Annotated in this window: 21 protein-coding genes; 15 read left to right on the top strand and 6 right to left on the bottom strand. The window is 36.5% G+C overall.

The genetic code is table 11. The features are described 5' to 3' along the window. Window positions 1–158: 158 nt before the first annotated feature. The 5 genes from IGK03_RS02055 to IGK03_RS02075 all read left to right on the top strand — a co-directional run bounded on the left by IGK03_RS02055 (window position 159) and on the right by IGK03_RS02075 (window position 5,347). The gene (locus tag IGK03_RS02055) at window positions 159–1,112 is read left to right on the top strand and encodes an ABC transporter ATP-binding protein (RefSeq protein ID WP_002363150.1); all 954 of its coding nucleotides are present in this window, start codon (window positions 159–161) and stop codon (window positions 1,110–1,112) included. Then, window positions 1,113–2,630 (top strand): ABC transporter permease/substrate-binding protein, encoded by a 1,518-nt coding sequence (locus IGK03_RS02060; protein WP_002409148.1) that lies wholly within the window; start codon window positions 1,113–1,115, stop codon window positions 2,628–2,630. A gap of 141 nt (window positions 2,631–2,771) precedes the next feature. Continuing rightward, window positions 2,772–3,227 (top strand): arginine repressor, encoded by a 456-nt coding sequence (gene argR / locus IGK03_RS02065; protein WP_002355509.1) that lies wholly within the window; start codon window positions 2,772–2,774, stop codon window positions 3,225–3,227. A gap of 33 nt (window positions 3,228–3,260) precedes the next feature. Then, window positions 3,261–4,769 carry a phosphoglucomutase gene (locus IGK03_RS02070; protein WP_010711998.1) on the top strand — a complete coding sequence of 503 codons (1,509 nt, stop codon included), beginning with the start codon at window positions 3,261–3,263 and terminating at the stop codon, window positions 4,767–4,769. Window positions 4,770–4,792: 23 nt separating this feature from the next. After that, on the top strand, window positions 4,793–5,347 hold the full coding sequence (locus IGK03_RS02075) for a GNAT family N-acetyltransferase (protein WP_002367997.1): 555 nt from the start codon (window positions 4,793–4,795) through the stop codon (window positions 5,345–5,347). Window positions 5,348–5,471: 124 nt separating this feature from the next. On the opposite strand, the gene IGK03_RS02080 is transcribed toward IGK03_RS02075, so the two are convergent. After that, complete coding sequence (locus IGK03_RS02080; RefSeq protein ID WP_002364824.1) at window positions 5,472–6,335, bottom strand: RluA family pseudouridine synthase; 864 nt, start codon at window positions 6,333–6,335, stop codon at window positions 5,472–5,474. A gap of 342 nt (window positions 6,336–6,677) precedes the next feature. Here IGK03_RS02080 and IGK03_RS02085 point away from each other — a divergent pair, with 342 nt between their 5' ends. Both IGK03_RS02085 and IGK03_RS02090 read left to right on the top strand, forming a co-directional pair. Continuing rightward, on the top strand, window positions 6,678–8,864 hold the full coding sequence (locus IGK03_RS02085; protein WP_002366159.1) for a PBP1A family penicillin-binding protein: 2,187 nt from the start codon (window positions 6,678–6,680) through the stop codon (window positions 8,862–8,864). 62 nt (window positions 8,865–8,926) lie between these two features. Further along, window positions 8,927–9,268 carry a YlbF family regulator gene (locus IGK03_RS02090; RefSeq protein WP_002355518.1) on the top strand — a complete coding sequence of 114 codons (342 nt, stop codon included), beginning with the start codon at window positions 8,927–8,929 and terminating at the stop codon, window positions 9,266–9,268. Between the two features lie 68 nt (window positions 9,269–9,336). Here the strand turns inward: IGK03_RS02090 and IGK03_RS02095 are convergent, their stop codons facing one another. Together IGK03_RS02095 and IGK03_RS02100 are read right to left on the bottom strand one after the other, a co-directional pair. Further along, window positions 9,337–9,795, bottom strand: coding sequence for a helix-turn-helix domain-containing protein (locus IGK03_RS02095; protein ID WP_002368000.1), 459 nt, complete (start codon window positions 9,793–9,795; stop codon window positions 9,337–9,339). 15 nt (window positions 9,796–9,810) lie between these two features. Next, the gene (locus IGK03_RS02100) at window positions 9,811–11,373 is read right to left on the bottom strand and encodes an ATP-binding cassette domain-containing protein (RefSeq protein ID WP_010713899.1); all 1,563 of its coding nucleotides are present in this window, start codon (window positions 11,371–11,373) and stop codon (window positions 9,811–9,813) included. Between the two features lie 429 nt (window positions 11,374–11,802). Between IGK03_RS02100 and IGK03_RS02105 the strand changes: the two genes are divergently transcribed. The 6 genes from IGK03_RS02105 to IGK03_RS02130 all read left to right on the top strand — a co-directional run bounded on the left by IGK03_RS02105 (window position 11,803) and on the right by IGK03_RS02130 (window position 18,955). Then, the gene (locus IGK03_RS02105) at window positions 11,803–13,035 is read left to right on the top strand and encodes a radical SAM/SPASM domain-containing protein (RefSeq protein ID WP_010713897.1); all 1,233 of its coding nucleotides are present in this window, start codon (window positions 11,803–11,805) and stop codon (window positions 13,033–13,035) included. Then, entirely contained in the window at window positions 13,028–13,300 is a 273-nt protein-coding gene (locus IGK03_RS02110) for a reticulocalbin-1 (protein ID WP_202334756.1), read from the top strand. Before IGK03_RS02105 ends, IGK03_RS02110 begins: the two co-directional genes overlap by 8 nt. Then, complete coding sequence (locus IGK03_RS02115) at window positions 13,297–13,797, top strand: S24/S26 family peptidase (protein ID WP_002419975.1); 501 nt, start codon at window positions 13,297–13,299, stop codon at window positions 13,795–13,797. The genes IGK03_RS02110 and IGK03_RS02115 overlap by 4 nt, the downstream gene beginning before the upstream one ends. Window positions 13,798–14,070: 273 nt before the next feature. Next, the gene (locus IGK03_RS02120; RefSeq protein WP_071646567.1) at window positions 14,071–15,306 is read left to right on the top strand and encodes a DNA repair exonuclease; all 1,236 of its coding nucleotides are present in this window, start codon (window positions 14,071–14,073) and stop codon (window positions 15,304–15,306) included. Then, window positions 15,303–18,014 carry an ATP-binding protein gene (locus IGK03_RS02125; RefSeq protein WP_202334757.1) on the top strand — a complete coding sequence of 904 codons (2,712 nt, stop codon included), beginning with the start codon at window positions 15,303–15,305 and terminating at the stop codon, window positions 18,012–18,014. The genes IGK03_RS02120 and IGK03_RS02125 overlap by 4 nt, the downstream gene beginning before the upstream one ends. Continuing rightward, complete coding sequence (locus IGK03_RS02130; RefSeq protein WP_002355522.1) at window positions 18,011–18,955, top strand: 3'-5' exoribonuclease YhaM family protein; 945 nt, start codon at window positions 18,011–18,013, stop codon at window positions 18,953–18,955. Before IGK03_RS02125 ends, IGK03_RS02130 begins: the two co-directional genes overlap by 4 nt. A gap of 39 nt (window positions 18,956–18,994) precedes the next feature. Here the strand turns inward: IGK03_RS02130 and IGK03_RS02135 are convergent, their stop codons facing one another. The 3 genes from IGK03_RS02135 to IGK03_RS02145 form a co-directional block, all read right to left on the bottom strand. Then, complete coding sequence (locus tag IGK03_RS02135) at window positions 18,995–20,023, bottom strand: peptidylprolyl isomerase (RefSeq protein WP_002355524.1); 1,029 nt, start codon at window positions 20,021–20,023, stop codon at window positions 18,995–18,997. Between the two features lie 163 nt (window positions 20,024–20,186). Beyond that, window positions 20,187–20,531, bottom strand: a complete 345-nt coding sequence (locus IGK03_RS02140; RefSeq protein WP_010713892.1) for a YtxH domain-containing protein — start codon at window positions 20,529–20,531, stop codon at window positions 20,187–20,189. Then, complete coding sequence (locus tag IGK03_RS02145; RefSeq protein ID WP_002355527.1) at window positions 20,532–20,957, bottom strand: HIT family protein; 426 nt, start codon at window positions 20,955–20,957, stop codon at window positions 20,532–20,534. 215 nt (window positions 20,958–21,172) lie between these two features. Here IGK03_RS02145 and IGK03_RS02150 point away from each other — a divergent pair, with 215 nt between their 5' ends. Together IGK03_RS02150 and IGK03_RS02155 are read left to right on the top strand one after the other, a co-directional pair. Continuing rightward, window positions 21,173–21,928 (top strand): ABC transporter ATP-binding protein, encoded by a 756-nt coding sequence (locus IGK03_RS02150; RefSeq protein ID WP_202334758.1) that lies wholly within the window; start codon window positions 21,173–21,175, stop codon window positions 21,926–21,928. Next, window positions 21,912–23,123 carry an ABC transporter permease gene (locus IGK03_RS02155; protein WP_010828555.1) on the top strand — a complete coding sequence of 404 codons (1,212 nt, stop codon included), beginning with the start codon at window positions 21,912–21,914 and terminating at the stop codon, window positions 23,121–23,123. Before IGK03_RS02150 ends, IGK03_RS02155 begins: the two co-directional genes overlap by 17 nt. Window positions 23,124–23,126: the final 3 nt, after the last annotated feature.

Below are 23,126 nucleotides of genomic sequence, written 5' to 3' on the forward strand. Positions count from 1 at the left end.
GATAATTGTAGATACGAACCGGCAGCCGTTAAATGAGCCCCACATACTTGCGCTTAAAACAAAAAATTAGGCAGGATGTTAGTCTTAAATTATACTGAAAGAGTGACGATCCTCCAAAGATTTTGTTTATTAAGAAGTGAAAGATGCGGTGAAAATAAATGATAAAATTTCAAAATGTTTCAAAAGTATATCAAGAAAATGCTGTTTTGTCCGATGTGAATTTAACAATCCAACAAGGCGAATTTTTTGTATTAGTAGGGCCGAGTGGTAGTGGAAAAACGACGACTTTGAAAATGATTAATCGGCTCATTGAGCCAACGACAGGTGAAGTGGCTCTCAATGAACAAGCGGTAACCAATTATCCTTTACGTGAATTACGACTAAAAATTGGCTATGTTCTTCAGCAAATTGCCTTATTTCCTAACTTAACCGTGGCGGAAAATATTGAGTTGATTCCTGAAATGAAAAAATGGCCCAAAGAGCAACGCAGAGAGCGAACCATTGAACTATTGAAAAAAGTTCAGCTGGATCCTGAGGAATATCTGCATCGTAAGCCAGCAGCGCTTTCAGGAGGCGAACAACAACGTATCGGAATTTTACGCGCCATTGCAGCTGAACCAGAAGTGATTTTAATGGATGAACCTTTTAGCGCGCTAGATCCAATTTCAAGACATCATCTTCAACGTTTGGTGAAAGAACTTCATCAGGAATTAGCGAGTACCATTGTTTTTGTAACCCATGATATGAATGAAGCTTTATTGTTAGGGGAGCGCATCTGTATTATGGACGCTGGTAAAATTATTCAAGTCGATACGCCAGAAGCCATTCAAAAACATCCGAAAAATAACTTTGTCGGTCAATTTTTCAAACAATCTTCGCCAGAACTAGCGAACTATTGTGGCGCTGACTTGACTGCATTTTTAGAAGCCGCAGATGAGACGATTGAGCCAGTGCCGACTGTTTTCATGGAAACCAATTTAAAAGAGATTGTCCAACTCATTAATGCGCAAGAGAAAGCAAATTTAGTAGAAAAACAACAAGTTTTAGGGTGTATCACCTCAAAAACGATTACTCGTTTTATGGAACAGCTGTTGGAAAGCGAGGGACAGTAGATGCAAGCACTGATTGAAACTTTTTTCGCTCGAAAAGAAGAATATCTGCAAGCGTTAATCGAGCATATGCAATTGTCCTTTATTTCGTTATTATTCGCTGCATTGATTGCCATTCCTTTAGCCATTTATTTAACGAGTCATCGCAAGTTAGCGGAAAGTCTGTTACAAGTGACTGGGATTTTCCAAACCATCCCTTCTTTAGCCTTGCTAGGCTTACTGATTCCGTTAATTGGTATTGGTCGACCACCGGCAATTGTTGCGCTAGTGATTTATGCCTTATTCCCAATTTTACAAAATACCTATACTGGTTTGACGGAAATTGATCCTTCGTTAGAAGAAGCCGCAGAAGCATTTGGTATGAGTAAAAAAGAAAAACTGTTCAAGTTTGAGTTGCAAATGGCATTACCATTTATTATTTCTGGGATTCGAACGGCTACCGTTTTAATTATTGGTACGGCCACGTTGGCAGCGTTAATTGGAGCAGGCGGTTTAGGGACCTTCATTTTATTAGGAATTGATCGAAATAATTTATCGTTGATTTTTATTGGAGCTCTTTCATCAGCTGCACTAGCAGTCTTATTTAATTATGGAATTCATTGGTTGGAAAAAGCGAATGGGCGGCGACTAATCATTGGCGGTACTATTTTAGGCCTTTTGTTAGGTGGTTCATTTTTCTGGAATCAACAAACTTCTTCAAAGGAAAAACAGCTGACAATTGCTGGCAAATTAGGAGCGGAACCAGATATTATTATTAATATGTATAAAGCCTTAATTGAAGAAAATAGCGACATTCAGGTGACGTTAAAGCCAAACTTTGGCAAGACTACTTTTTTATATAATGCCTTGAAATCAGATGAAATCGATCTTTATCCAGAATTTACAGGAACAGTGATCGAGACCTTTTTAAAAAATCCTCCTCAGCTAGACAATCAACCTCAAGTAGTCTATGAAGCGGCACGCGCTGGCTTGAAAAAACAAGAAAACCTTACTTTGCTGAAACCGATGCGCTATGAAAATACGTATGCCGTCGCAGTTAAGCGCTCATTTGCAAAAGAGCATCAATTAAAAACGATTAGTGATTTACAGAAAATTAGCAATCAGTTGAAAGCAGGTTTTACGTTAGAATTTATTGATCGGCAAGATGGTTATAAGGGATTACAAGAAAAATATCATTTAAATCTGAATGTTCAATCGATGGAACCGGCGCTACGCTATCAAGCGATTAATAATGGTGAGGTAAATGTGATTGATGCCTATTCAACGGATAGTGAATTGAAACAATACGATTTAGTAACGTTAGAAGATGATCAAGCACTATTTCCGCCTTATCAAGGAGCACCACTTATTAAAACAGCAACGTTGGAAAAATATCCAGAATTAGCAGAAATATTGAATAAATTGGCAGGGAAAATTAGCGAAGAAGAAATGAGTGAAATGAATTATCAAGTCAATGTGGAGGGGCAAGATCCTAGCATAGTGGCGAAAGACTATTTAAAAGAAAAGAATCTTCTTAAATAAGTATTTTTTACTGAAAAAGACTGGTATATAAACATTTATCCAGTCTTTTTCAGATAAATAAAGAGTTTAATGTGAAAAGTACCTGTATTTTTACTCATTTTTGGATATAATAAAAGAAATGAATGGAGAGGAGTGGTCTATATGAAAAAAGCAGAACGTCAACGTTTGATTAAACAATTAATTATGCAACAAGAAATTGAAACACAAGATGAATTAATCACTCGTTTGGAAGAACTTGGCGTCCGAGCCACTCAAGCGACTGTTTCAAGAGATATCCGTGAAATGAGTATTGTTAAAACACATGGTGCAGATGGTCGTGTCAAATATGCAATTTTTTCTCAAGCACAAGGCACAAGCAGTGAAGAGAAATTACGAGAATCAGTGAAAGATTCAGTTGTTCGAATGGAGCGAGTACAATTTATTGTCATCTTGCATACAGAGATGGGAAATGCCGATGTGGTGAGTAACTTTTTAGATGAAGTAGCTTATCCGGAAGTGGCGGGTACAGTGGCTGGTGCGGATACGATTATTGTGATTACACGTTCAGAAGAGGATGCGGAACACTTTATCGAACGCATCGAAAATATGATTTTTTAAAATTGAAAGTATCAATAGAAGGGAGTTTTTTTCTTGGTAGAATTGAAAGCGCTACAAAATGGTTCGGATATTCGGGGAATTGCTTTGGATACGGAAGAGCAAACTGCAACATTAACCGCAACAGCAGTAGCCGAGATTGCGGTGGGCGTGGTTCGTTGGTTACAGGATAAAAAACAGCTGCCACGAAAGGCACAACAGCGCCTGACAATTGCAATCGGACATGATAGTCGTCTAACGGCGGAGCCGATTAAGCAAGCATTAGTAGATACGTTTCTTTCATTAGGTATTCAGGTGATTGACGTTGGTTTAGCTACGACGCCTGCTATGTTTATGGCTACTCAATTTCCAACGCTTCAATGTGATGCAGCGATTATGATTACAGCTAGCCATTTGCCTTACTACTTTAATGGCTTGAAGTTCTTCACAGCAGAAGGTGGAGCAGAGAAAGAAGATATTCGGTATATTTTATCTCATACTGATCCGCTGACAGCCAATGAAAATGGCACACTGATGAAGCAAGAGTTACTGCCAATTTATGCGGAGCATTTGGTGGCAAAAATCCGCCAAGGAATTCATTCGCCCGAAGAGAAACCTTTACAGGGCTTTCGAATTATCGTTGATGCGGGTAATGGGGCTGGGGGCTTCTTTGCGGAGCAGGTTCTTCAAGTTTTGGGCGCTGATACGACGGGATCACAGTTTTTAGAACCAGATGGGCATTTTCCTAATCATGTACCTAATCCAGATAATTCTGAAGCAATGAAAAGTATTCAAACGGCTGTTTTAGCTAATCAAGCAGATTTGGGCATTATTTTTGATACAGATGTAGATCGTTCGGCCGTGGTGGACCAATCAGGTGAGGTACTAAACCGAAATAATTTAATTGCTGTTTTAGCGGCAATTGTTTTAAAAGAAGCGCCTGGTAGTTATATTGTGACAAATTCGCCAACCTCAAGTCATTTAAAAACATTTATTGAAGAAAAAGGCGGCCAACAGATTCGTTATATTTCTGGTTACCGAAATGTCATTAATAAAATGATTGAATTGAATCATGGGGGCTTTCAGACACCGTTAGCCATTGAAACCAGTGGTCATGCAGCGTTTCAAGAAAACTACAATCTGGATGATGGTGCATATGTCGTGGCGAAAATTTTAATGTTGTTACCAGAATTGAAACAAAATAATCAAACGTTAGGAGATCTGATTGCTACGTTGAAGCAACCGGCAGAAACCAACGAATTTCGCTTTAAAATTACTGCGGAGGATGTTACTTGTTATGGGCAACAAGTCTTGCGAGACTTTGAATTGTTTGTAGAAAATCAAGCAGACTTTGCTGTGGACCGTGAAAACCAAGAAGGTGTTCGGGGAAACGTGTCTGGTCAATATGGCAGTGGGTGGTTTTTGCTACGCTTAAGTCTGCATGAACCGTTGCTTGTTCTTCAGGTAGAGAATGACCAAAGCGATAAAAATGCGTGTGTCATCGAAAAAATTGCCACTTTTTTACAAAAATACGAGGAAATAGATAGTCAGCAAATAGAAAAATAATCTAGGAAATTAAAGGTGTTCTTATGGAAAATGTCTTAAAAGGAAAACACATTGGCTTTTCTCATTTTAGAGAAGAATATATCGAACATATTGCAAAACAGCAATGGGATAATGAATTGCTTCGGCATTTGAGCTGGGATGCTTTACATCCGTGGGGGCTTGAAGAATGGAAAGATTTCACGATTAATAAAGGAGAAGATGATCGATTTCTATTTGCTATTTTAGAAAATACGACAGAGGAATTTATTGGTTGGGTTTCGTTGTCTGATGTACAGTTGAAAAATAGAGGGGCCAATTTAGGGATTGCTATTTTACAAAAAGAGCAACGTGGTCAAGGATATGGCTTTGAGGCGGTGTCTTTAATTTGTAAATTTGCTTTTTATGAATTGGGCTTGCACAAAATCAGATTAGCTGTCAATAGTAACAATCAAAAAGCGATTCATGTTTATGAAAAAGTAGGCTTCAAAAAAGAAGGAATTGATAGAGAAGCGTTATTTCAAGATGGCCAATGGCTGGATATCTACAATTACGGAATTTTACAAAAAGAGTGGCTACAAATGATTAAGGCTGAGAGTTAGCTCAGGAACTGTTTAACACCAAGACACTGAGCAAACGCAGATATACCGTTCTCAGCAGTGAATGTGCGGTAAAATAAAAAAACAGAAGAAATCGGCGGTTACCGTCCGATTTCTTCTGTTTTTTTTACCATAGGCCAGGCGCTGCAGTCACAACGATTTGTTTTTTTGTAAACGGATGGAGTAAATGAAGTTGTGAAGCATGGAGCATTAAACGAGCTGCCTGCGATTTTGGGTTGTATAACGGATCACCAATAATTGGATGCCCTTCGCTAGCTAAATGGACCCGAATTTGGTGCGTCCGACCTGTTTCTAAAACACAGGTAACTGCGGTTTGATTATTAGAAAGAGCTTGGACCACTTGGACATGTGTAATCGCTGAATCCCCTTTTTGAGGATCAATCCGTCGTTTCCGGCGATCATGCCGATCACGACCAATCGGCTGATTGATTGTCTGCTCTTTTTGGTTAAAGTGACCAGCTACAATCGCTTGATATTGGCGGTAAATTTGTTTTGTTTCTAATAAACGCCCTAAAATAGGTAAGACAAAAGGATTTTTAGCAAAGACAATCGCACCACTGGTTTCTTTATCTAATCGATGAACGACATAAGGGACCTGATTTTTCTCAGCTAAATAGGCAGCAACATGATTTAACAAGGTGTCTGTTTCCTGTGGCTGATTTGGATGGGTTTTAATGCCATAAGGTTTATTTACAATCATTAAATGTTCATCTTCATATAGAACCTTCACACGCGTTGCTTCCCCCAAATGAATAGTGGGACGTACATAATCGGTTTCTTCAAACGTTAAGGTGACACAATCGCCAGCTTGGACTGGAAAATGAAAAGCAGCTGTTTCTCCATTGATTTTGACATTTTTTCGCGTGCGTAAAAAATGGCGCACTTTTCGAGGGACTAGCCACTCATTTTCTAATAGTTCTTTTACAGTCATTGTTGAAAAATTTTCAGGTAATCTCATTGAATATTCCACCAAATCCCACCTTTCACTGATTCGCTATTTAGTGTAACAAAGCTACTCAAAAGGTCAAGTCAGAACGGAAAAAAAGCTGAAATTTGTTAGAAAGGCAGTTCCTTGAGAGATTCTTAAACAAATTTACATAAAAAACGAAGAAAAGCATGATAGAATAGAGGCTAAATAAAGACTCGTTTCTAAGCGTAAGCAATTATTTACCTCTAGTGAAGGCCATATTTCCTTTGCTACAGCGAAAAGATCATTGAAATTGTTTTTCAAGAATTTTTCATGCTTTAGACCTAGGTCGTACCTGCAAGAATATGGTAGACTTAGCCAAGAAACGTAAACAGAGGGAGTACTATGGATAATCTTAAACAATTTTTTAGTAAAGTCGGTGTCGGATTACGTCATTTTTGGACGTGGATAAAGCCTTATTTAATACAATTCCATCAAGCCAGAAAGCGGATTTGGAAAAAGTATCAAATCAATAAAATTTTCTTGTTAATTGGTTTGGTAGTCGCTTTAGGTGCCAGTATTTATTTATTTTACTTAGCCAAGTCCGCAAACGTTGAGACCCTAAAATCGGGGCTAAGTGAATCAACACGCGTTTATGATGAATCAGGAAAAGAAGTCGGAAAATTATTCGGACAAAAAGGGACTTTTGTGGAACTGGATAATATTTCTCCTTATATTCAAGATGCGGTTATTTCAACTGAAGATCGCGGGTTTTATCAACATAAAGGGTATTCCATTAAAGGGATTGCTCGTGCGGTTGTTGGAAAATTGACCTTCGGGAAAATCGGTGGCGGTGGTGGCGGAAGTACAATTACGCAACAATTAGCCAAAAATGCTTACTTAACGCAAGAGCAAACGTTAGATAGGAAAGCCAGAGAATTATTTTTAGCGATTGAAATCGAAAAGAAATATTCGAAAAAAGATATCTTAGCAATGTATTTAAATAATTCTTATTTTGGTAATGGTGTCTGGGGCGTGCAAGATGCAGCTCGTAAATATTTTGGCGTGGATGCGTCCCAAGTTACAGTGGGGGAAGCCGCAACGCTAGCGGGCATGTTAAAAGGGCCAGGAATCTATAACCCAATTGATTACATTGACAATGCCACAGCGCGACGGAATACCGTTTTACAACTTATGGTCGACAATAAAAAACTGTCTCAAGAAGAAGCCAATCAAGAAGCGAGTGTTAACTTAGCGAGTCTATTAAATGACACCTATGTTGGCGACGAAAATAGTTACAAATATCCATATTATTTTGATGCGGTAATTGATGAAGCGGTCAATCGTTATAAATTTAAAGAAGAAGATATTTTAAATAAAGGATACAAGATTTACACTTCTTTAAATCAGGGGTATCAAGATGCGATGGATGCAACTTATAAAAATGATGCACTATTTCCACCCAATGCAGAAGATGGTGCCATGGTTCAAAGTGGCTCTGTAGCCATTGATCCGAAAACCGGCGGCGTGCAAGCACTGGTGGGCGGTCGAGGGGAACACGTTTATCGAGGCTTTAACTTTGCAACGCAAACAAAACGTTCACCAGGCTCGTCCTTAAAACCAATTTCTGTCTATACACCAGCTTTAGAGGCTGGCTATAAACCAGACTCTGTTTTAGAAGATAAACCACAAGATTATTATCCAGCGCAAAACTATAGCCGCACGTACAGTGGAGAAGTTCCTATGTATCAAGCCTTAGGAGAAAGCTTAAATTTACCAGCGGTGTGGTTATTACATCAAATTGGTTTAGATAAAGGCTATGAAAAAACAGAGAAATTTGGCATTCCATTATCAGAAAAAGATCGATATTATGGTTTAGCACTTGGGGGATTACAAACGGGTGTTTCGCCACTAACCATGGCGGGAGCTTATAGTGCCTTTGCCAATGAAGGTTATAAAACTGAAACGCATTTAATTACAAAAATCGTCGACTCAACTGGCGCAATTGTAGTTGATAATACTAAAGTCAAGAAAGAACAAGTCATTACCAAAGATGTTGCAGATGGGATTACAAGTATGTTACTAGGGGTCTTTAGTTCTGGGAGCGGGGTCAACGCACAACCAGCAGGCTACGTAATGGCTGGTAAAACAGGTACGACAGAAACCAACTTCGATAGCAGTAAAACGAACGATCAGTGGGTGATTGGTTATACACCAGAAGTTGTCATTGCTACTTGGTTAGGCTTCCAAGAAACCAGTAAAACCCATTATTTGGAAGGCAGTAGCGCTACGTATGCCTCACAGGTGTTCAACAGTCAAGCCAGTGGCATCTTGCCACAAGTCAAACAAGCACAATTTCCTGTCGCGGATGCTTATGCCACAGGTGGGAAAGTTGTTGATAGCAACGATAGTTTAACTGGTGGTGCCAATTCTAATTGGCGGGATAACTTAAAAGACTTTGGAAATTCTGTTCAAGACGGCGCTAGCAATTTCGGAGATACATTGAATGAAGTTGGGGGACAAATTAAAGACGGCGCGAAAAAAGTCAAAGACAAGATTGAAGGAATTTTCGGAGGCTTATTAGGAAATTAGTTGGGAAAACCTAAGAGAAATGGTACAATAAAGATGAAACTATTGAGAAAAGAGGGATTCCATTGAGTAACATTTATGATACAGCCAATCAGATTGAACGTGAACTACGTGAGTTAGACGAATTTAAAGCATTACAAGCAGCGTATGAAGAAGTAAAAGCAGACGAAGCAGCTTACACATTGTTTAAAGAATTCCAAGGATTCCAACAAGGACTTCAAGAAAAACAAATGCGCGGCGAAGAATTCACGGATGAAGATGCTGAAAAAGCACAAAGCATTGCAACGAAAGTGCAAGAAACAGCAGTTATCAACGAATTAATGCAAAAAGAACAAGCGTTTAGCTTAGTTGTCAATGATTTAAACCGAATTATCATGACTCCTGTGCGTGATATGTATAACGATTAATAATAAACCCCCAGATAAGCAAGTGCTTCTCTGGGGGTTTATTATTATTTAATTTTGTGAATAGCTAGCTACTCTTGGTAATTTTGAATCGATAATTCTATAAAGTTTGTTAGCCAGTTTCCAAAATTTAAAATGTAAGCATGAGGGCCAATTAAGGTAATTCTAACAAGGTTTCTAGGCAAAAGCTGATATTCAAAACTTTTGTTTTGCTGATTACTACCGTAAACAGAGTTGAAATGTTTTAGTATTTTATTTTTAACGAATTCAATATCACTTTCTGTGTTAAGTGAGAAAGTCAATGTTACAAGGCCTTCATTGTTTTGTGGAACATCTTTTACATAAGATTCGATAGCGGTGTTCTTTACAATGATATCATCTGATTTTCCTAAAAAATCATAAATATCTCGTTCTGAGAAACGCCATTGTCCACCAATTTTTGTTCCTTTTATTTTTCCTTCTTTCAAATAATTTCGAATAGTTCTTGTGGTCACATTTAATTCTTGGGCTAATTGTTCTACAGACAACATATTTAGAAGTCTCCTTTAAATATTTATAATTTTATTAGCGTATTGACTATTTTTTTTATCGTGAGAGGTAAAGATGAATATTTTATCTTTGACACATTCTAATAATGTTTCAAAGATTGCTTGACTGGATTCTTCATCAATATTACTGGTACTCTCGTCTAAAATATAAACATCGGCATCCGCTAAAATAAGTCTTGCGACTGCAATTCTTTGTTTTTCTCCACCAGATAAATTACTACCGTTTTCAGTTAAAACAGTTTCCCAGTCCTTAGTTTTCAAAATAGGATTAAGAATGCCTGTATTTAAAATAAGTTGTTTTTGTTCATAGGATAGAGGCGTTCCCATACCAATATTTTTTTCTAAAGTTTCTGTGAGTATTGTTGGTTCTTGTGCCAAATAGGCAATTTTGTTTCTCAAACTTTTATTATTTATTGCATTGATTGGTAAATCGTTAATCATAATTCCTGCTGATTCTCGAAACTTTAGTAATAGTTTTAATAAAGATGATTTACCACTTCCAGATTTTCCCGTTAAATAAACTCGATCCCCATTTTGTAGGTTTTCTTGGATCCTGTATTGAAATTGGTTGCCGTCTATCTCGAATGTTGGAAAAAATAACTGGATGCTTGCAATAGCATCTATATCTATGTCACCATCTCTTTCTATATTTTTGTCTAAACTATCTTTTATAAATGTATTTGCTGTTGTTAAAGTATTTAAATCGATAGTAACTTTAGATAATTCACTCAAAGAGGAAAAAAACAAAGGCAAAAGGATACTTAATATAATTAGACTGGAAATGGGCAAGTTATCTGCCGCAATTAACATACTTGTTCGAATATAAACAAAAGTTTGGAAACTTTGATTAATAAAAGCAACAATACTACTAGTGCTTTGAGCGAATTTATTAGTACTAGCTACGGATTGATACATTAAATTGATTTTTTCGTAGAGTAAATTTTCTAATATTTCAGCTGAAATACCGGCTTTAACAGCATCTTGATTTGATAACGTAGAAATTAAATTTTTGTTTGCAACAGCTGCATTTTTTTGCATGTTTTCCATTCGAACTTTTAATTTTTTATTTATATACTTAAATCCAAAATAGTTTAAAGGAATCAATAAAACCATGAATAAAACAATTTCAATAGAAAGATAACTGACCATAAGTAAAGATAAAAGGATAGTGAAAATTGATTTAATTGTCACACTGAAGCTAGATATCAAAAATAAATAAAGTGCATCCACAGCACTAAAAATACGATTAATCAAATAGGTTGGCTCAAGAGTAATGTAAGAGTCATACTTAAGGTGTATCATTTTATTAATTAGAGTAAATAAGTAATTGGAATTGAATCTTGCAGCAAAATTTTCTTTATAAACCATGATAACTAATTGTATTACTAAAGACAATAACATGGCTAAGAAAATATAGATCATTGCCTGTGAATTAAGGTTTTTTTTATTTGTTAGATATTGAATGATAATTGGTGCAATTAAAGAGGTTAATGTGGTGACTATAGCAGTCAAACTAACTAGAAAAACAAATTTTTTATTTTTTTTCATAATCTTTTCCATGATTTGCAACTCCCCTTTCGTACTTAAACACATTGTATATAATTTCATAATAGATATCAATATTTTCGCCGTTTTTCCTAAATTATATTGAATAAAGAGGAAAATATTTGACCTTATGAGGAAAAGCATGTATCATTTGAAATATATTTAAGGAGCTGATTATTTAGGAGAGGAGGAATTTTCTATGAAATTTAATAAACCAGAATTGAAAAAAATTGGCAAAACAATTCAATTAGGCTGTATGTGTGGAATCCTTGTAGGTACTGGAACTTAAAAAACAATTTTGAATAAAGAAATGTAACTTAATCAAATTTTTCATTTAATATTACGAAACGATAAATCTTAGCTCCTTAAATTTTCTATCTTTAATTAATAATGTACGCTTAAGTTTAAATGCTCTCAGGTATACAAAGAAGGGAAGGATAATTTTTGTTAAAATTTTATTTTTATAGAAACAAGGTTATAGTACATAATCCAATTATTAGTAGTTGGATTGGTATAGAAGAAAATGAACTTCCTATTCTCGAAAAATATCTAAAAACTAGAGATAGACATGATATCTCAAAAGACTTATTAAGAAAAATAGAATTGTATAGAATCTTTGATTTCACTGACTTGGAAGTAGAGGAGAATTTTCATAAATTAATAGAAAATTTCTCTATTCCACGCACGGTATATATTGTTGTAACCGAAGAATGTAATTTAAAATGTACCTATTGTTATGCTGAAGCAGGTCCAGGTAAAAAGCTACGTAGAGAATTAGATTACGAAGAGTATGATAAGATTTTTAAACAGTTAAAGGTAGCTGGAGTAAAAAAAATTGTTTTTACAGGTGGAGAAGTTGGTTTAAAAAAGAACTTCTATAAGATATTAGATAATGCATATAAAAAAGGATTTATCTGCAACTTAATATCCAATGGTAGAGTAGCCTATAACATCAAACAAGCTAAGTTTTTATCTGAACGTTGTTACAAAATTACAATCAGTTTAGACTCTTTAAATGAAAATAACAATGATGACAATAGAGGAAGAGGATGCTTTAAAGTTGCTACAAAGGCTTTAGAGAATCTAATAAAACTTAACTTTAAAAATTTAGCCATTAATCAAACAATTACTAAAAATAATATTGCTGACATTGATACAATGGTTACCTTTGCAAAATCTCATAAAATAAACTTAAATATTGGAACTTTTTGTAAATTGGGTAGAGGATTTGACGATATTTCTCTTACAAAAGATGAAAGAAAAGAGATTGATCGGATTGCGATGAAATACAAGAAAGCTTTAAATCCATTTACAATTAAAGTTCATTGTGGTCAAGGTATCGGAGAATTTTCAATTGATCCCATGGGAAATGTCTATACTTGTAAGTTATTGGATCAAAAAGATTTTTACTTAGGGAATGTTAGAGTCGAACCGCTAGACTATATTTTTAAGAATAAAAAAATTGATCACTTCTCTTATTCGTCCCTTGGTATGGAGCCGTGTAAAAATTGTTCATTCAAACTGCTTTGTGGAGGCTCGTGTAGAGCAAATCATTATTATTCAAAGTCAAAGGATGATTCTTCGAATGTAATCAATAATGAGGAATGCAAAATAATCAAAGGAATGATTTTGGAACAAATGTATCAATTTGTATATGGAGGTAAAGAGCATGCTTAGTATTAATGAAAAAATTAATTATGAAGACAAAGGAGAGTTTTTAGTTATATCATTAAATGAGGATGGCTTTATGCTTGAAGATAAAACTTCAATATTTATTTTTCATAGAATCGAAGCTAAAAAATTTAAGAATATTGATGAAGCTGTGTCTAGGTTATCTAAAGAATTTGATACAGATAATCAAAATATGTATATAGTAAGAGAACAAATTAAGGTATTTATAGAAGAGCTATTGAAATATGATGTGGTGGTGATGAGGCAATGAGGTTTGTTGCAGAAGGAGTATCTATGTTGCCAACATATAAAGAGGGAGATATTTTAGTAGCACAATGTAGTAACTTTGAAATAAGTACAGGTAAAATTGTTGTAATAAAAAGTCTATACAACAACTTTTTTGCACATAGAGTAGTTAGTATAGGAGAAGGTCTAGCCATATGTAAAGGAGATAATTTTAAATATTTTGATCCCCCTGTAAGAACTAATTCAATTGTAGGCGTGATAGAGGATCAGGCAGATGACAGCTATGTGAAAGAGAAGATAAAAATAAGAGCAATATATAGTAATGAAAAAATTAGTGACAATTTTAATATCTTGGTTCTTTCTAAAAATCTATTGAGAGAGATACATTTAGAAAATTTGGTGAACTTTGAGGTACCTGTTGATTCAGAAGAATTCTGTATTTATTATAGATATTTAAGCAATAATTTACCTAAAAACCAAAATGATTTTTTTAATAAATTTGATTCAATATTCAGTATTTGAACTTATAGAAAGGACTACTTTAGTACCTGTTTTTAGAGTAATCCTAAATTTGAAATCATTTATAAAAATTTTCACTTATTATTCTTACCAATTATAGCTATTTTACTTTTATGAATATAAGAAGAAACGGACAATCTAAATACTTGCTTTTTCGACAGAATCAGTTAACCTGATTCTTTTTTTATTGAAAAAACGAACAAATTTTCGTATGTTTTTACTGACCAAGCTGACAGAAAATGATATGATAAAGGAAGGAGAAAAGGAGGGGAAACGATGAAACTATTGCATACAGCTGATTTACACATGGATCGGTCTTTTGAAGGGTTAACTGGGATCCCGACAGCCTTAGCGAAGCGCTTAAGAGAAGCTAATCAACAATTGTTAATGAATATCGTAACAGTTGCCATTCGAGAAACGGTGGACTTGGTTATTTTTGCAGGAGATACGTTTCATCAAAGTCAGACCTCTATTTCAATGCAAGCCCAATTGATGGCTGCATTAGAACAGTTGAAACAAGCAGAAATCCCTGTGATTCTAACATTTGGGAATCATGATTACTATAAAAAAGACCGCTATTGGTTTTCTTTTCCAGACAATGTTTTTTTATTTGAAAAAGAAATGGTTGAGACGCTGTATTTTGAAACGAAAGCGGGCGAACAAGTGGCTGTTTCGGGGTTTAGTTATGAGCATCCCTGGATTGATGAAAATAAAGCACTAGAATTTCCTATCAAACAAGCAGAATCTGACATTCATATTGGGATTTATCATGGAGACACCAGTCGGAAAGCGCAACAAAATTATGCTCCGTTTACATGGAAGGATTTAAAAGCCACTGGCTATAATTATTGGGCATTGGGCCACATTCATCAGCCGCAAATTGTTAGTGAACAACCGCTAATTGTTTATCCTGGAACACCTCAAGGGCACACGAAAAAAGAACAGTCTTTACAAGGGGTTGCAGTGGTCACACTTTCCCAAAATCAAGCGACTGTTCAATTTGAAAAAGTCGCAGAAATAGATTGGACGAATGAAGAAATATCTCTGGCGCAATGCCGTGACACCCAAAGCGTTTTGTCTTATCTTGAAACCAGTTTGCTGACGAAGTGGCATGCGCATCAGCAACAGCAATTGATGGCGTTGACACTGAAAGAAACGCAACATTTGGATGTGACCGTGGTGCAAGCCATTGTCAATGGTGAACTATTAAGCTACTTACAGCAGCAGCTTTTACAAAAAACGCAAGGTGATTTTTTTGTTTATCGCCTAATATTGCAAGCAGAGGAACCAACGAAAGAACCGATCTATTTAGCCGCTAGTCCCAATTTATTAACGGCATTAGAAAAAACATACTTAGATCCAGTTATTTTTGAAGATACCACCAAGGAATTGTTACGTTATCCAGAATTTGCTGGAATTTTTTCAATGGATGAGCAGTGGCGATTAGAGAGCTTGCGCCTAGCACATGAGCAAATTAATGAAGACTTTACTATTCAGGAGGACCCACTATGAAATTACTCGCAGTAGAGATTGTGGGCTTTGGAAAATGGCAACAACAGAAAATTACATTTGAATCTGGTAATCAATTGCTGTACGGCGCAAATGAAGTTGGCAAGTCCACATTGTATCAATTCATTCAAGCAATGCTGTTTGGGTTTCCCACAAAGGGCAAAAGAAAACGCGATTACGCACCTAAAAATGGTGGCTCGTATGGTGGTCGTTTGTGGTTGGCACATCCTGTGTTTGGGGAAGTTCAAGTCGAGCGTTTTAAAGAAAAAAATAAAGGGCAAGCAATCATTTATTATCAACAACAAATGGGGGATGAAAAAACTTTACAGCAAATGTTACATCCGCTAACGAAAAAGTTATTTCAAGAGGTTTTTACTTTCCAACAAGAACAATTAATTACGAGTGACAAGTTGACAGAAGAGGAACTGCAAACATCCTTGTTAGCCATTGGTGTTTCTGGTAGTCAACAACTTTTGACTTACCGAAATGCGTACTTTAAAGAAGCACAAAAAATCTTTAAAGGCAAAGGGCAGCAGCCATTACTCAATCAGAAGTTGGCGGCTTATCAAGAACTAAAAGAGCAAATTCAAGAGAAAGAAGCGCAGCAACAAACTTTTCAACAATTAGAAGAAACGATTCGCGAAACAGAACAACAGCGAGTGACACTGCAACAGCAATTAAAAGAAACGCAACAGGACTTGTTACAGGTTGCGGAACAGCAACGTCACTTTCCCTTGTACGAAGAATGGCAGTCGCTACCTGAAGAAACAGAGAATGTTGCTTTAGTAAAAGAAGACCAAGTTCAATTAGAAGAAACCTTTCAAGAATATATGTACCTAGACAAAGAACGACAACGTTTGACCAAAGAGTTATCTCTTCAGTCAGAAGCGCTCGATGTTCCAGAAGGCTATGCTTTTTACCTAGAACAAGAAGCATTGATTCAACAATTGTTGAATCAACGCTATGATATGCAACAATTGATGACGGAATCGGAATGGATGACCCAAACCTTTGAGCAAAATCGTCAAGAAATGGTCCTTTTAGAGAACGAATGGTCATGGTCGCCTGAACGACCACCACAGCTTTTTTATGACAACGAAACCGTTCAAAAGTGGCGCCAACAACAAGTTGCGTATACGCAAGCTCTTCAAAAAGGACAAGAACAGAAAGCATTCTTGGCTTCTCAAATTGAAAATCTGGAAGACCAGTTAACGGAGTTTGAAAAAGCGCATGCCGCATTTTTTGGTGAAGCGACGCGTGCCCAAAAAGCGCAGAAAACAAGTCAACCACTTTGGTTATTGCTAGGAAGTATCCTTGCATTACTCGGTTTCTTTTTGCCAAGCCCTTTAAAATGGGGCCTAGTTCTCGTGGGAGTTAGTCTTATCGCGAAAGAAGTGCTTAGCTACGCCACTAGAAAAGAAGCTTCCTCTGATGAAGTGAAAGAAGAGTGGCAGACGAAACTTTCGCAACTAGATTATTTAAATGAACAGTTCCAACAAGCGCTGAATCAAGAACGTGAGGCACAACTGCAAGTGGAACAACTTGAACAAGCAGTAGCGGAGCAAGCCCAAGTCCATCAATTAGGAAAAATGCAACAAATTGATACTTTAATGAATCAGCGGGAATTGATTACGCGCTATTTATTGCTTGTTCAAACAAATGAAGAACTCATGAGTCAATTGAAGGAAAATCAACAAAAACGCCAAGTATTTGAAGAACAAGTCTTCCCATTGATGACGCAGTTACCCTTACAAGGAAAGAGCCTTTCCGAAAAGTTACACTTTTTAGAAGGATTTGCTGAAGAAATGGAGAAAGTTCGCTTTGCTCAGGAGTATCAAGCAGATGGCTATCTCAAACAGCAGTTACGAGAGTTGAAAACTAAACAGCAAGAAGCGTTAACACGAATTCAGCCTTTACTAATTCGTTATCGGATTCTATCAATCGCTGATGTTCCAATGAGGATTCAACAGCTGACGACTCAGCAAGCTCAAGTTGGTCGTGGGCAAGAATTAGCGACACAATTAGGCACTCTGTTTCCAGAAGCGGTAACAGAGGCAACGTTAAAAGACCGTTCTTTACAACTGGCGCAGCAACAAGCACTGGAAGAAAGTCAGTTAAATAAAATACAAGAACAGTATCAAGCGTTGATTTATGAAAAACAACAATTAATGACGGATGGTACCTTAGATGAGTTGTATCAACGACAAGCAATTTTAAAAGCGGAAATCAAAGAACTAGCTCAACGTTGGTCTGGGTATCAACTGGCGGGGCAACTGTTAATGGACCTATTAACAGAGCTTTCGGAACAACAATTGCCCAGCTTATTACAGTATGCATCAAGCTACTTTGCACTTTTAACAAATCAGCGTTATCAATCAATCCAAGTAGCCGAAGGTCAACTAGTTGCGGTGACGAAAGAACAAGAAATGTTTTATTTACATGAATTATCAACTGGCACTAAAGATCAATTGATGATGGCTGTTCGTTTTGCCTTTTTAGCAGTCCAAGGCGAGCAACTGGTTTGTCCAATTATCATTGATGATGGCTGGTTACACTATGATCATCAAAGAAAAGCCCAATTAGCTGAATTATTTACTAAGTTTGGTCAAAAACAGCAAGTCATTTGTTTTTCTTCTGACCAAGAAATGGTAAGCTATTATCAGGACTTACAACAAAGAGTAATTGCGTTAGAAGGAGGAAGCGTCAAGTGAAAAAATTACGTGAATTAACAGTAGAAGAACTTTTTGAATCATTTGTTCTAATTAAAAATGCCGATGTACGTGTAGCTAAAAATGGGAAAAAGTTTATTGCCTTTACCTTTCAAGACACATCTGGCACGATTGACGGAAAATATTGGGACGCCTCTGAGGATGAAATTACACGATTTACTGCGGGAAACGTTGTTTTACTGAATGGGAAACGAGAAGTTTATCAAAATAAACCCCAAGTAAAAATTTTACACATGCGTTTAGCGACAGCAGAGGAACCAAGCCAGCCAAGTTTATATATGGAACGAGCGCCTTTGAAAAAAGAAGAGATGGTCGAGGAAATCAATCAAGTGATTTTTGAAATTACCAATGCTCATTGGAATCGTATTGTGCGCTATCTCATGACGAAATACCAACAAGAATTTTATGAATTTCCTGCAGCTAAACGGAACCATCATGCTTTTGCGAATGGCTTAGCTTACCACACTGTCTCAATGTTGCGCCTAGGCAAAGCAATTGCTAAGGAATATCCTGAAATTAACACGTCACTATTATACGCGGGGATTATTTTACATGACTTAGGAAAAGTTTTAGAACTATCTGGTGCTATTACGACAGAATATACGGTGGCAGGGAACTTAATTGGTCATTTAGTTTTGGTGGATGAGGAAATTACCAAGGCGTGTTTGGCTTTGAAAATTGATGATCGAGAAGAAGACGTTGTCGTTCTTCGGCACATGGTCTTAGCCCACCATGGACTGTTGGAATATGGCTCACCTGTGCGACCAAGAATTATGGAAGCGGAAATCTTACATCAAATTGATACCATGGATGCGTCCATTCAAATGATGCTAGGGGCCATTCGTCAAACACAGCCTGGGGAGTATACGGAACGAATCTTTGGTTTAGATAACCGCAGTTTCTATGTTCCAAAAGATAAATAAAAAAAGGGAGTGGTCAATCGACCACTCTCTTTTTTATGCTTATTTAGAAGAAGATTCTGTTGTTTTGCTTGAAGAATCTGTTGCTTTTTCAGAGTCGCTTGTTTTGGTATCGCTTGTTTTAGAATCACTTGATTTTGATTCTTTTTTCTCTGAAGAAGCGCTTGAAGATTCAGTTTGCATGTAGCCTGCTAAAGCGTTCTTGAAGGCATCATCTTTAATTTTCACATTGGCCGCTTTTAATTCGTCACTAATGACTTTCGAAACAAATGTTTGATCGGCTAATTTTGTTTCTTCAGCAATTTTCTTGATCTCTTTTTCATAAGGTTTCATGTCATTGCCTTTTGCTTTGTTTTTCGTCATTTTCACTACATAGTAGGTTGTTTGGTAGGTTTGCATATTTGTTGCAGCAATTGGTTCTGACACTTCGCCATCTTTTAATTTGAAGGCAGCTTCTTTAACTTCGGCAGGAACAGTTGTTGCTTGTGAATCAAATTTAATTTTACCGCCATCTTTTTTCGTAGCAGCATCTGTTGATTTTTCTTTAGCAATTTTTGTGAAATCGCCGCCGTCAGTGATTTCTTTCTTGACAGCTTTGGCATCATCTTCTGAAGCAACTTGGATAATTTGTGCTTCTACTTCTGGATGGAAACTTGCCCAAGCTGTTTTTAAGTCTTCATCTGTAATTTTTAAGTGGGCTTTTAGACCTGCATCATAGGCTGCTCTTTGTTTTAACTGTTTCTTGAATGTTTTTTCAGTTAAACCAGCTTGTTTTAATGCATCAGAGAACTTTCCGCCTTGTGCTTCTACTTGTTCTTTGGCTTCGTCAAAGTTTTTTTGAATATCTTTGTCAGTTACTTTGTCGCCATATTTTTCTTCAAAGACTTTATAAATAACCATTTGGCTAAACGCTTGTTGGCTCGTGCTTTGTTCTTTAATTTGGTTATAAAAATCATCAACAGTAATTGTTGAGCCTTTCATTGTTGCGATATCTTTTGAACCGCTTGAACACGCTGCTAAACTAAAAACGGCCATTGCGCCCGCTGCAGCTAAGATTAGTTTTTTCTTCATTCTCTTATGCACTCCTGTTTTTTTTAGTTTTATTTCTGTTATAACTATACCATACCTCATTTTGAAAAAGAAAGAGTCTCAGGCATAGTTTCAAACAAAATTCGTATTTACGTCACACTTTTTATTTTTTTAATAACAAAAGAAATAATTAACATCAAAGACTTTACTTTTGCTTGTTAGTTTGTGTGTCAGGTAATTCAGCCGTGATTTTAGCAATTTGTTCTTTAATTTGAGCAATCCGAGGTTCCGCTTGGAATTTGAAATCAGTGATTTCTTGTTGCAGGTCTTTTGAAAATTCAGTTGCCAGTGGAACGTTTTCTTCGACAACTACCAAATTTCGTTGCACCTGATCCCAGTCATTCGTGACTTGATTTTTCAGTGAACGATAGTCCTCTAGCTCATTGATTAAATGTTGTCGTGTTTCTTTCCCGCTTCTTGGAGCAGCCAACAAGCCGCCAATGGTACCGGCAGCTGCGCCAAAAAAGAGGCCTTTAATAAATTTTTTCATTTAGTTCACCTGCTTTGCAATGGTCTCAGCAATTTCTTGCATCGCTTCGGCGGAATAGTCCTCTTGATGGTTGCCAAAATGAATAGAGAAATCATCTTCTTTTGAATAACGGGGAATCAAATGGACGTGGGAATGGAAAACGGATTGATAAGCCACTTCCTTATTGTTATTTAAAATGTTTAATCCTTCCATTTCTGGAAAAGCTTTTTCTAATGCTCGTGCTACTTTAGGAATACGAGCAAAGACGTCGCTTGCTAAAACGTCATTATATTCAAAAATATCAGCAACGTGTTGTTTTGGAATCATTAAGGTATGTCCTTTGGTCACTTGTGTGATGTCTAAAAACGCATAGACTTTCTCGTCTTCATAGACTTTATAACTTGGGATTTCGCCGTTGATAATTTTACAAAAAATACAATCATTCATGAAAAATTCCTCTTTTCTCTAGGTTCTTTCCTTTACTTTACCACAAGTTGATTTCTCTGTGGATGAAAAAGTACGTGAGTTCGCTAAAAAGTTCGTTTCATTTCGTGTATAATAAGAGAAAGAAAAAAATCCATTTAATTAAGGGAGTAATTTTTGAATTCTTGGTTCGCTTAGGGTTTAATAATGGTAGAGAGAAAAGGTTGGAGGCAAAAGAAATGAGCTTAACAATTGAACATTTAACAGGAGGTTACGGCCATATTCCTGTCTTAAAAGATATTAATTTTGACGTCAAGTCTGGTGAAATGGTTGGTTTAATCGGCTTGAATGGTGCGGGGAAAAGTACCACCATCAAAAATATTATTGGGTTACTTACGCCGCAAAAAGGCAAAATTATGATTGACGGGGAAACATTGCAACAAGCCCCTGAAGAATATCGTAAAAAAATCGGGTATATTCCGGAAACACCTTCTTTATATGAAGAATTAACATTGAAAGAGCATATCGAAGTAACGGCCTTGGCTTATGATATTCCATTAGAAGAAGCGTTCAAACGAGCAGAACCATTACTAAAAACGTTCCGTTTAGACAATAAATTGGAATGGTTTCCTGCTAATTTTTCAAAAGGCATGAAACAAAAAGTCATGGTACTTTGTGCATTCTTAATTGAACCGAGTTTATATATTATTGATGAACCTTTTCTAGGCTTAGATCCTTTAGCAATTCATGCTTTATTAGAATTAATGGATACGATGCGTAAGCAAGGGGCAGCGATTTTAATGTCCACGCATATTTTAGCAACAGCTGAAAAATATTGTGATCGTTTTGTGGTACTACACGAAGGGAAATTACGGGCAAACGGTACAATGGCTGAATTACGTGCAGAATTTAATTTACCAGAGTCTTCTTTAGATGATATTTATCTTGCCTTGACGAAGGAAGAAAAGGTGGGGGAACATGGGCGAATTTTTTAGTCAACGTTTGTCACGGCATTTCAAAAAAATGTCCAAGTACTTGCGCTATATTTTAAATGATCATTTTGTTTTAGTCTGTATGTTTTTATTAGGCGGATTAGGTCTGTACTATTCCCAGTTGTTAAAAGAATTACCTCGTGATTTTGTTTGGGGCAGACCGTTAATTCTATTGGGCTGGCTGCTACTCATTCAAGTTGGTAAGTTGGCTACTTTGACAGAAGAGCCAGACAAGGTTTTTTTATTACCAAAAGAAAAACAATTCGCTGCTTATCTGAAACGGGCGCTGCGCTACTCTTTAATTTTACCGATTGTGGTCAGCTTTCTAGGAAGTGGCCTATTGATGCCGTTGATTGTAGTCACAACAGGTTGGTCGTTTCAAACCTTCTTTTTATTTTTGGTCATGCTAGTTTGTATGATTTATACACATCTTAGTTTACAAAGCTATGGGCTCTATCATCTTTCGTCAACCACTTACCGTAGTTGGTGGTTCGTTTGGTTGATCAGTAGTCTCTTGATTATGACGGGAGCCATTTACTGGACGCCTTGGGTTGGTGTGATTGGTGGTATCATTCTGGCCGTTTGTTTATCGAGTATTTGGCAAAATAAGATGAAACAGAGTTTCTTGGATTGGGAAAAAATGATCCAAAAAGAACAAAACAGAATGCATAGAATTTATAAATTCATTCAGCTGTTTACAGATATTCCTGAAGTGAGTAGTACAGTAAAACGTCGTAAATACTTAGATCCTCTCCTCGGAGTAGTCAAAAAAACATCTGAGAACACGTATGCTTACTTATTCATTCGGAGCTTTTTACGAGGTAGCGAATATAGCGGCTTATTGTTTCGTTTGATTTTGGTTGGTGGCGTGCTACTCTTCTTTTTACAAGAATTCTGGATTGCGTTGGTAGTTGCTTTATTGTTTGTTTATTTAATCGGGTTCCAGTTGATTCCCATGTACACGCAATTTGATTATATGGTGATGACACAGCTATATCCAATTTCAATAGAAAAAAAACAAGCAGCAATTCGCCGGTTAATTGGCGGCGCATTGTCTGTTGCGGCCATTATTTTTGGTGGGATTGTCTGCCTTCGTTTAGGCAGTTTGCAAAATAGCTTGCTCATTCTGGGTGCCTTAATTGTAGAAGTTGTGATTTTCACTAAAATGTATGTTCCAATGCGCTTGAATAAGTTATAAAGA

Source organism: Enterococcus sp. DIV2453a (assembly GCF_050533535.1).
Taxonomy (GTDB): Bacteria; Bacillota; Bacilli; order Lactobacillales; family Enterococcaceae; genus Enterococcus; species Enterococcus faecalis.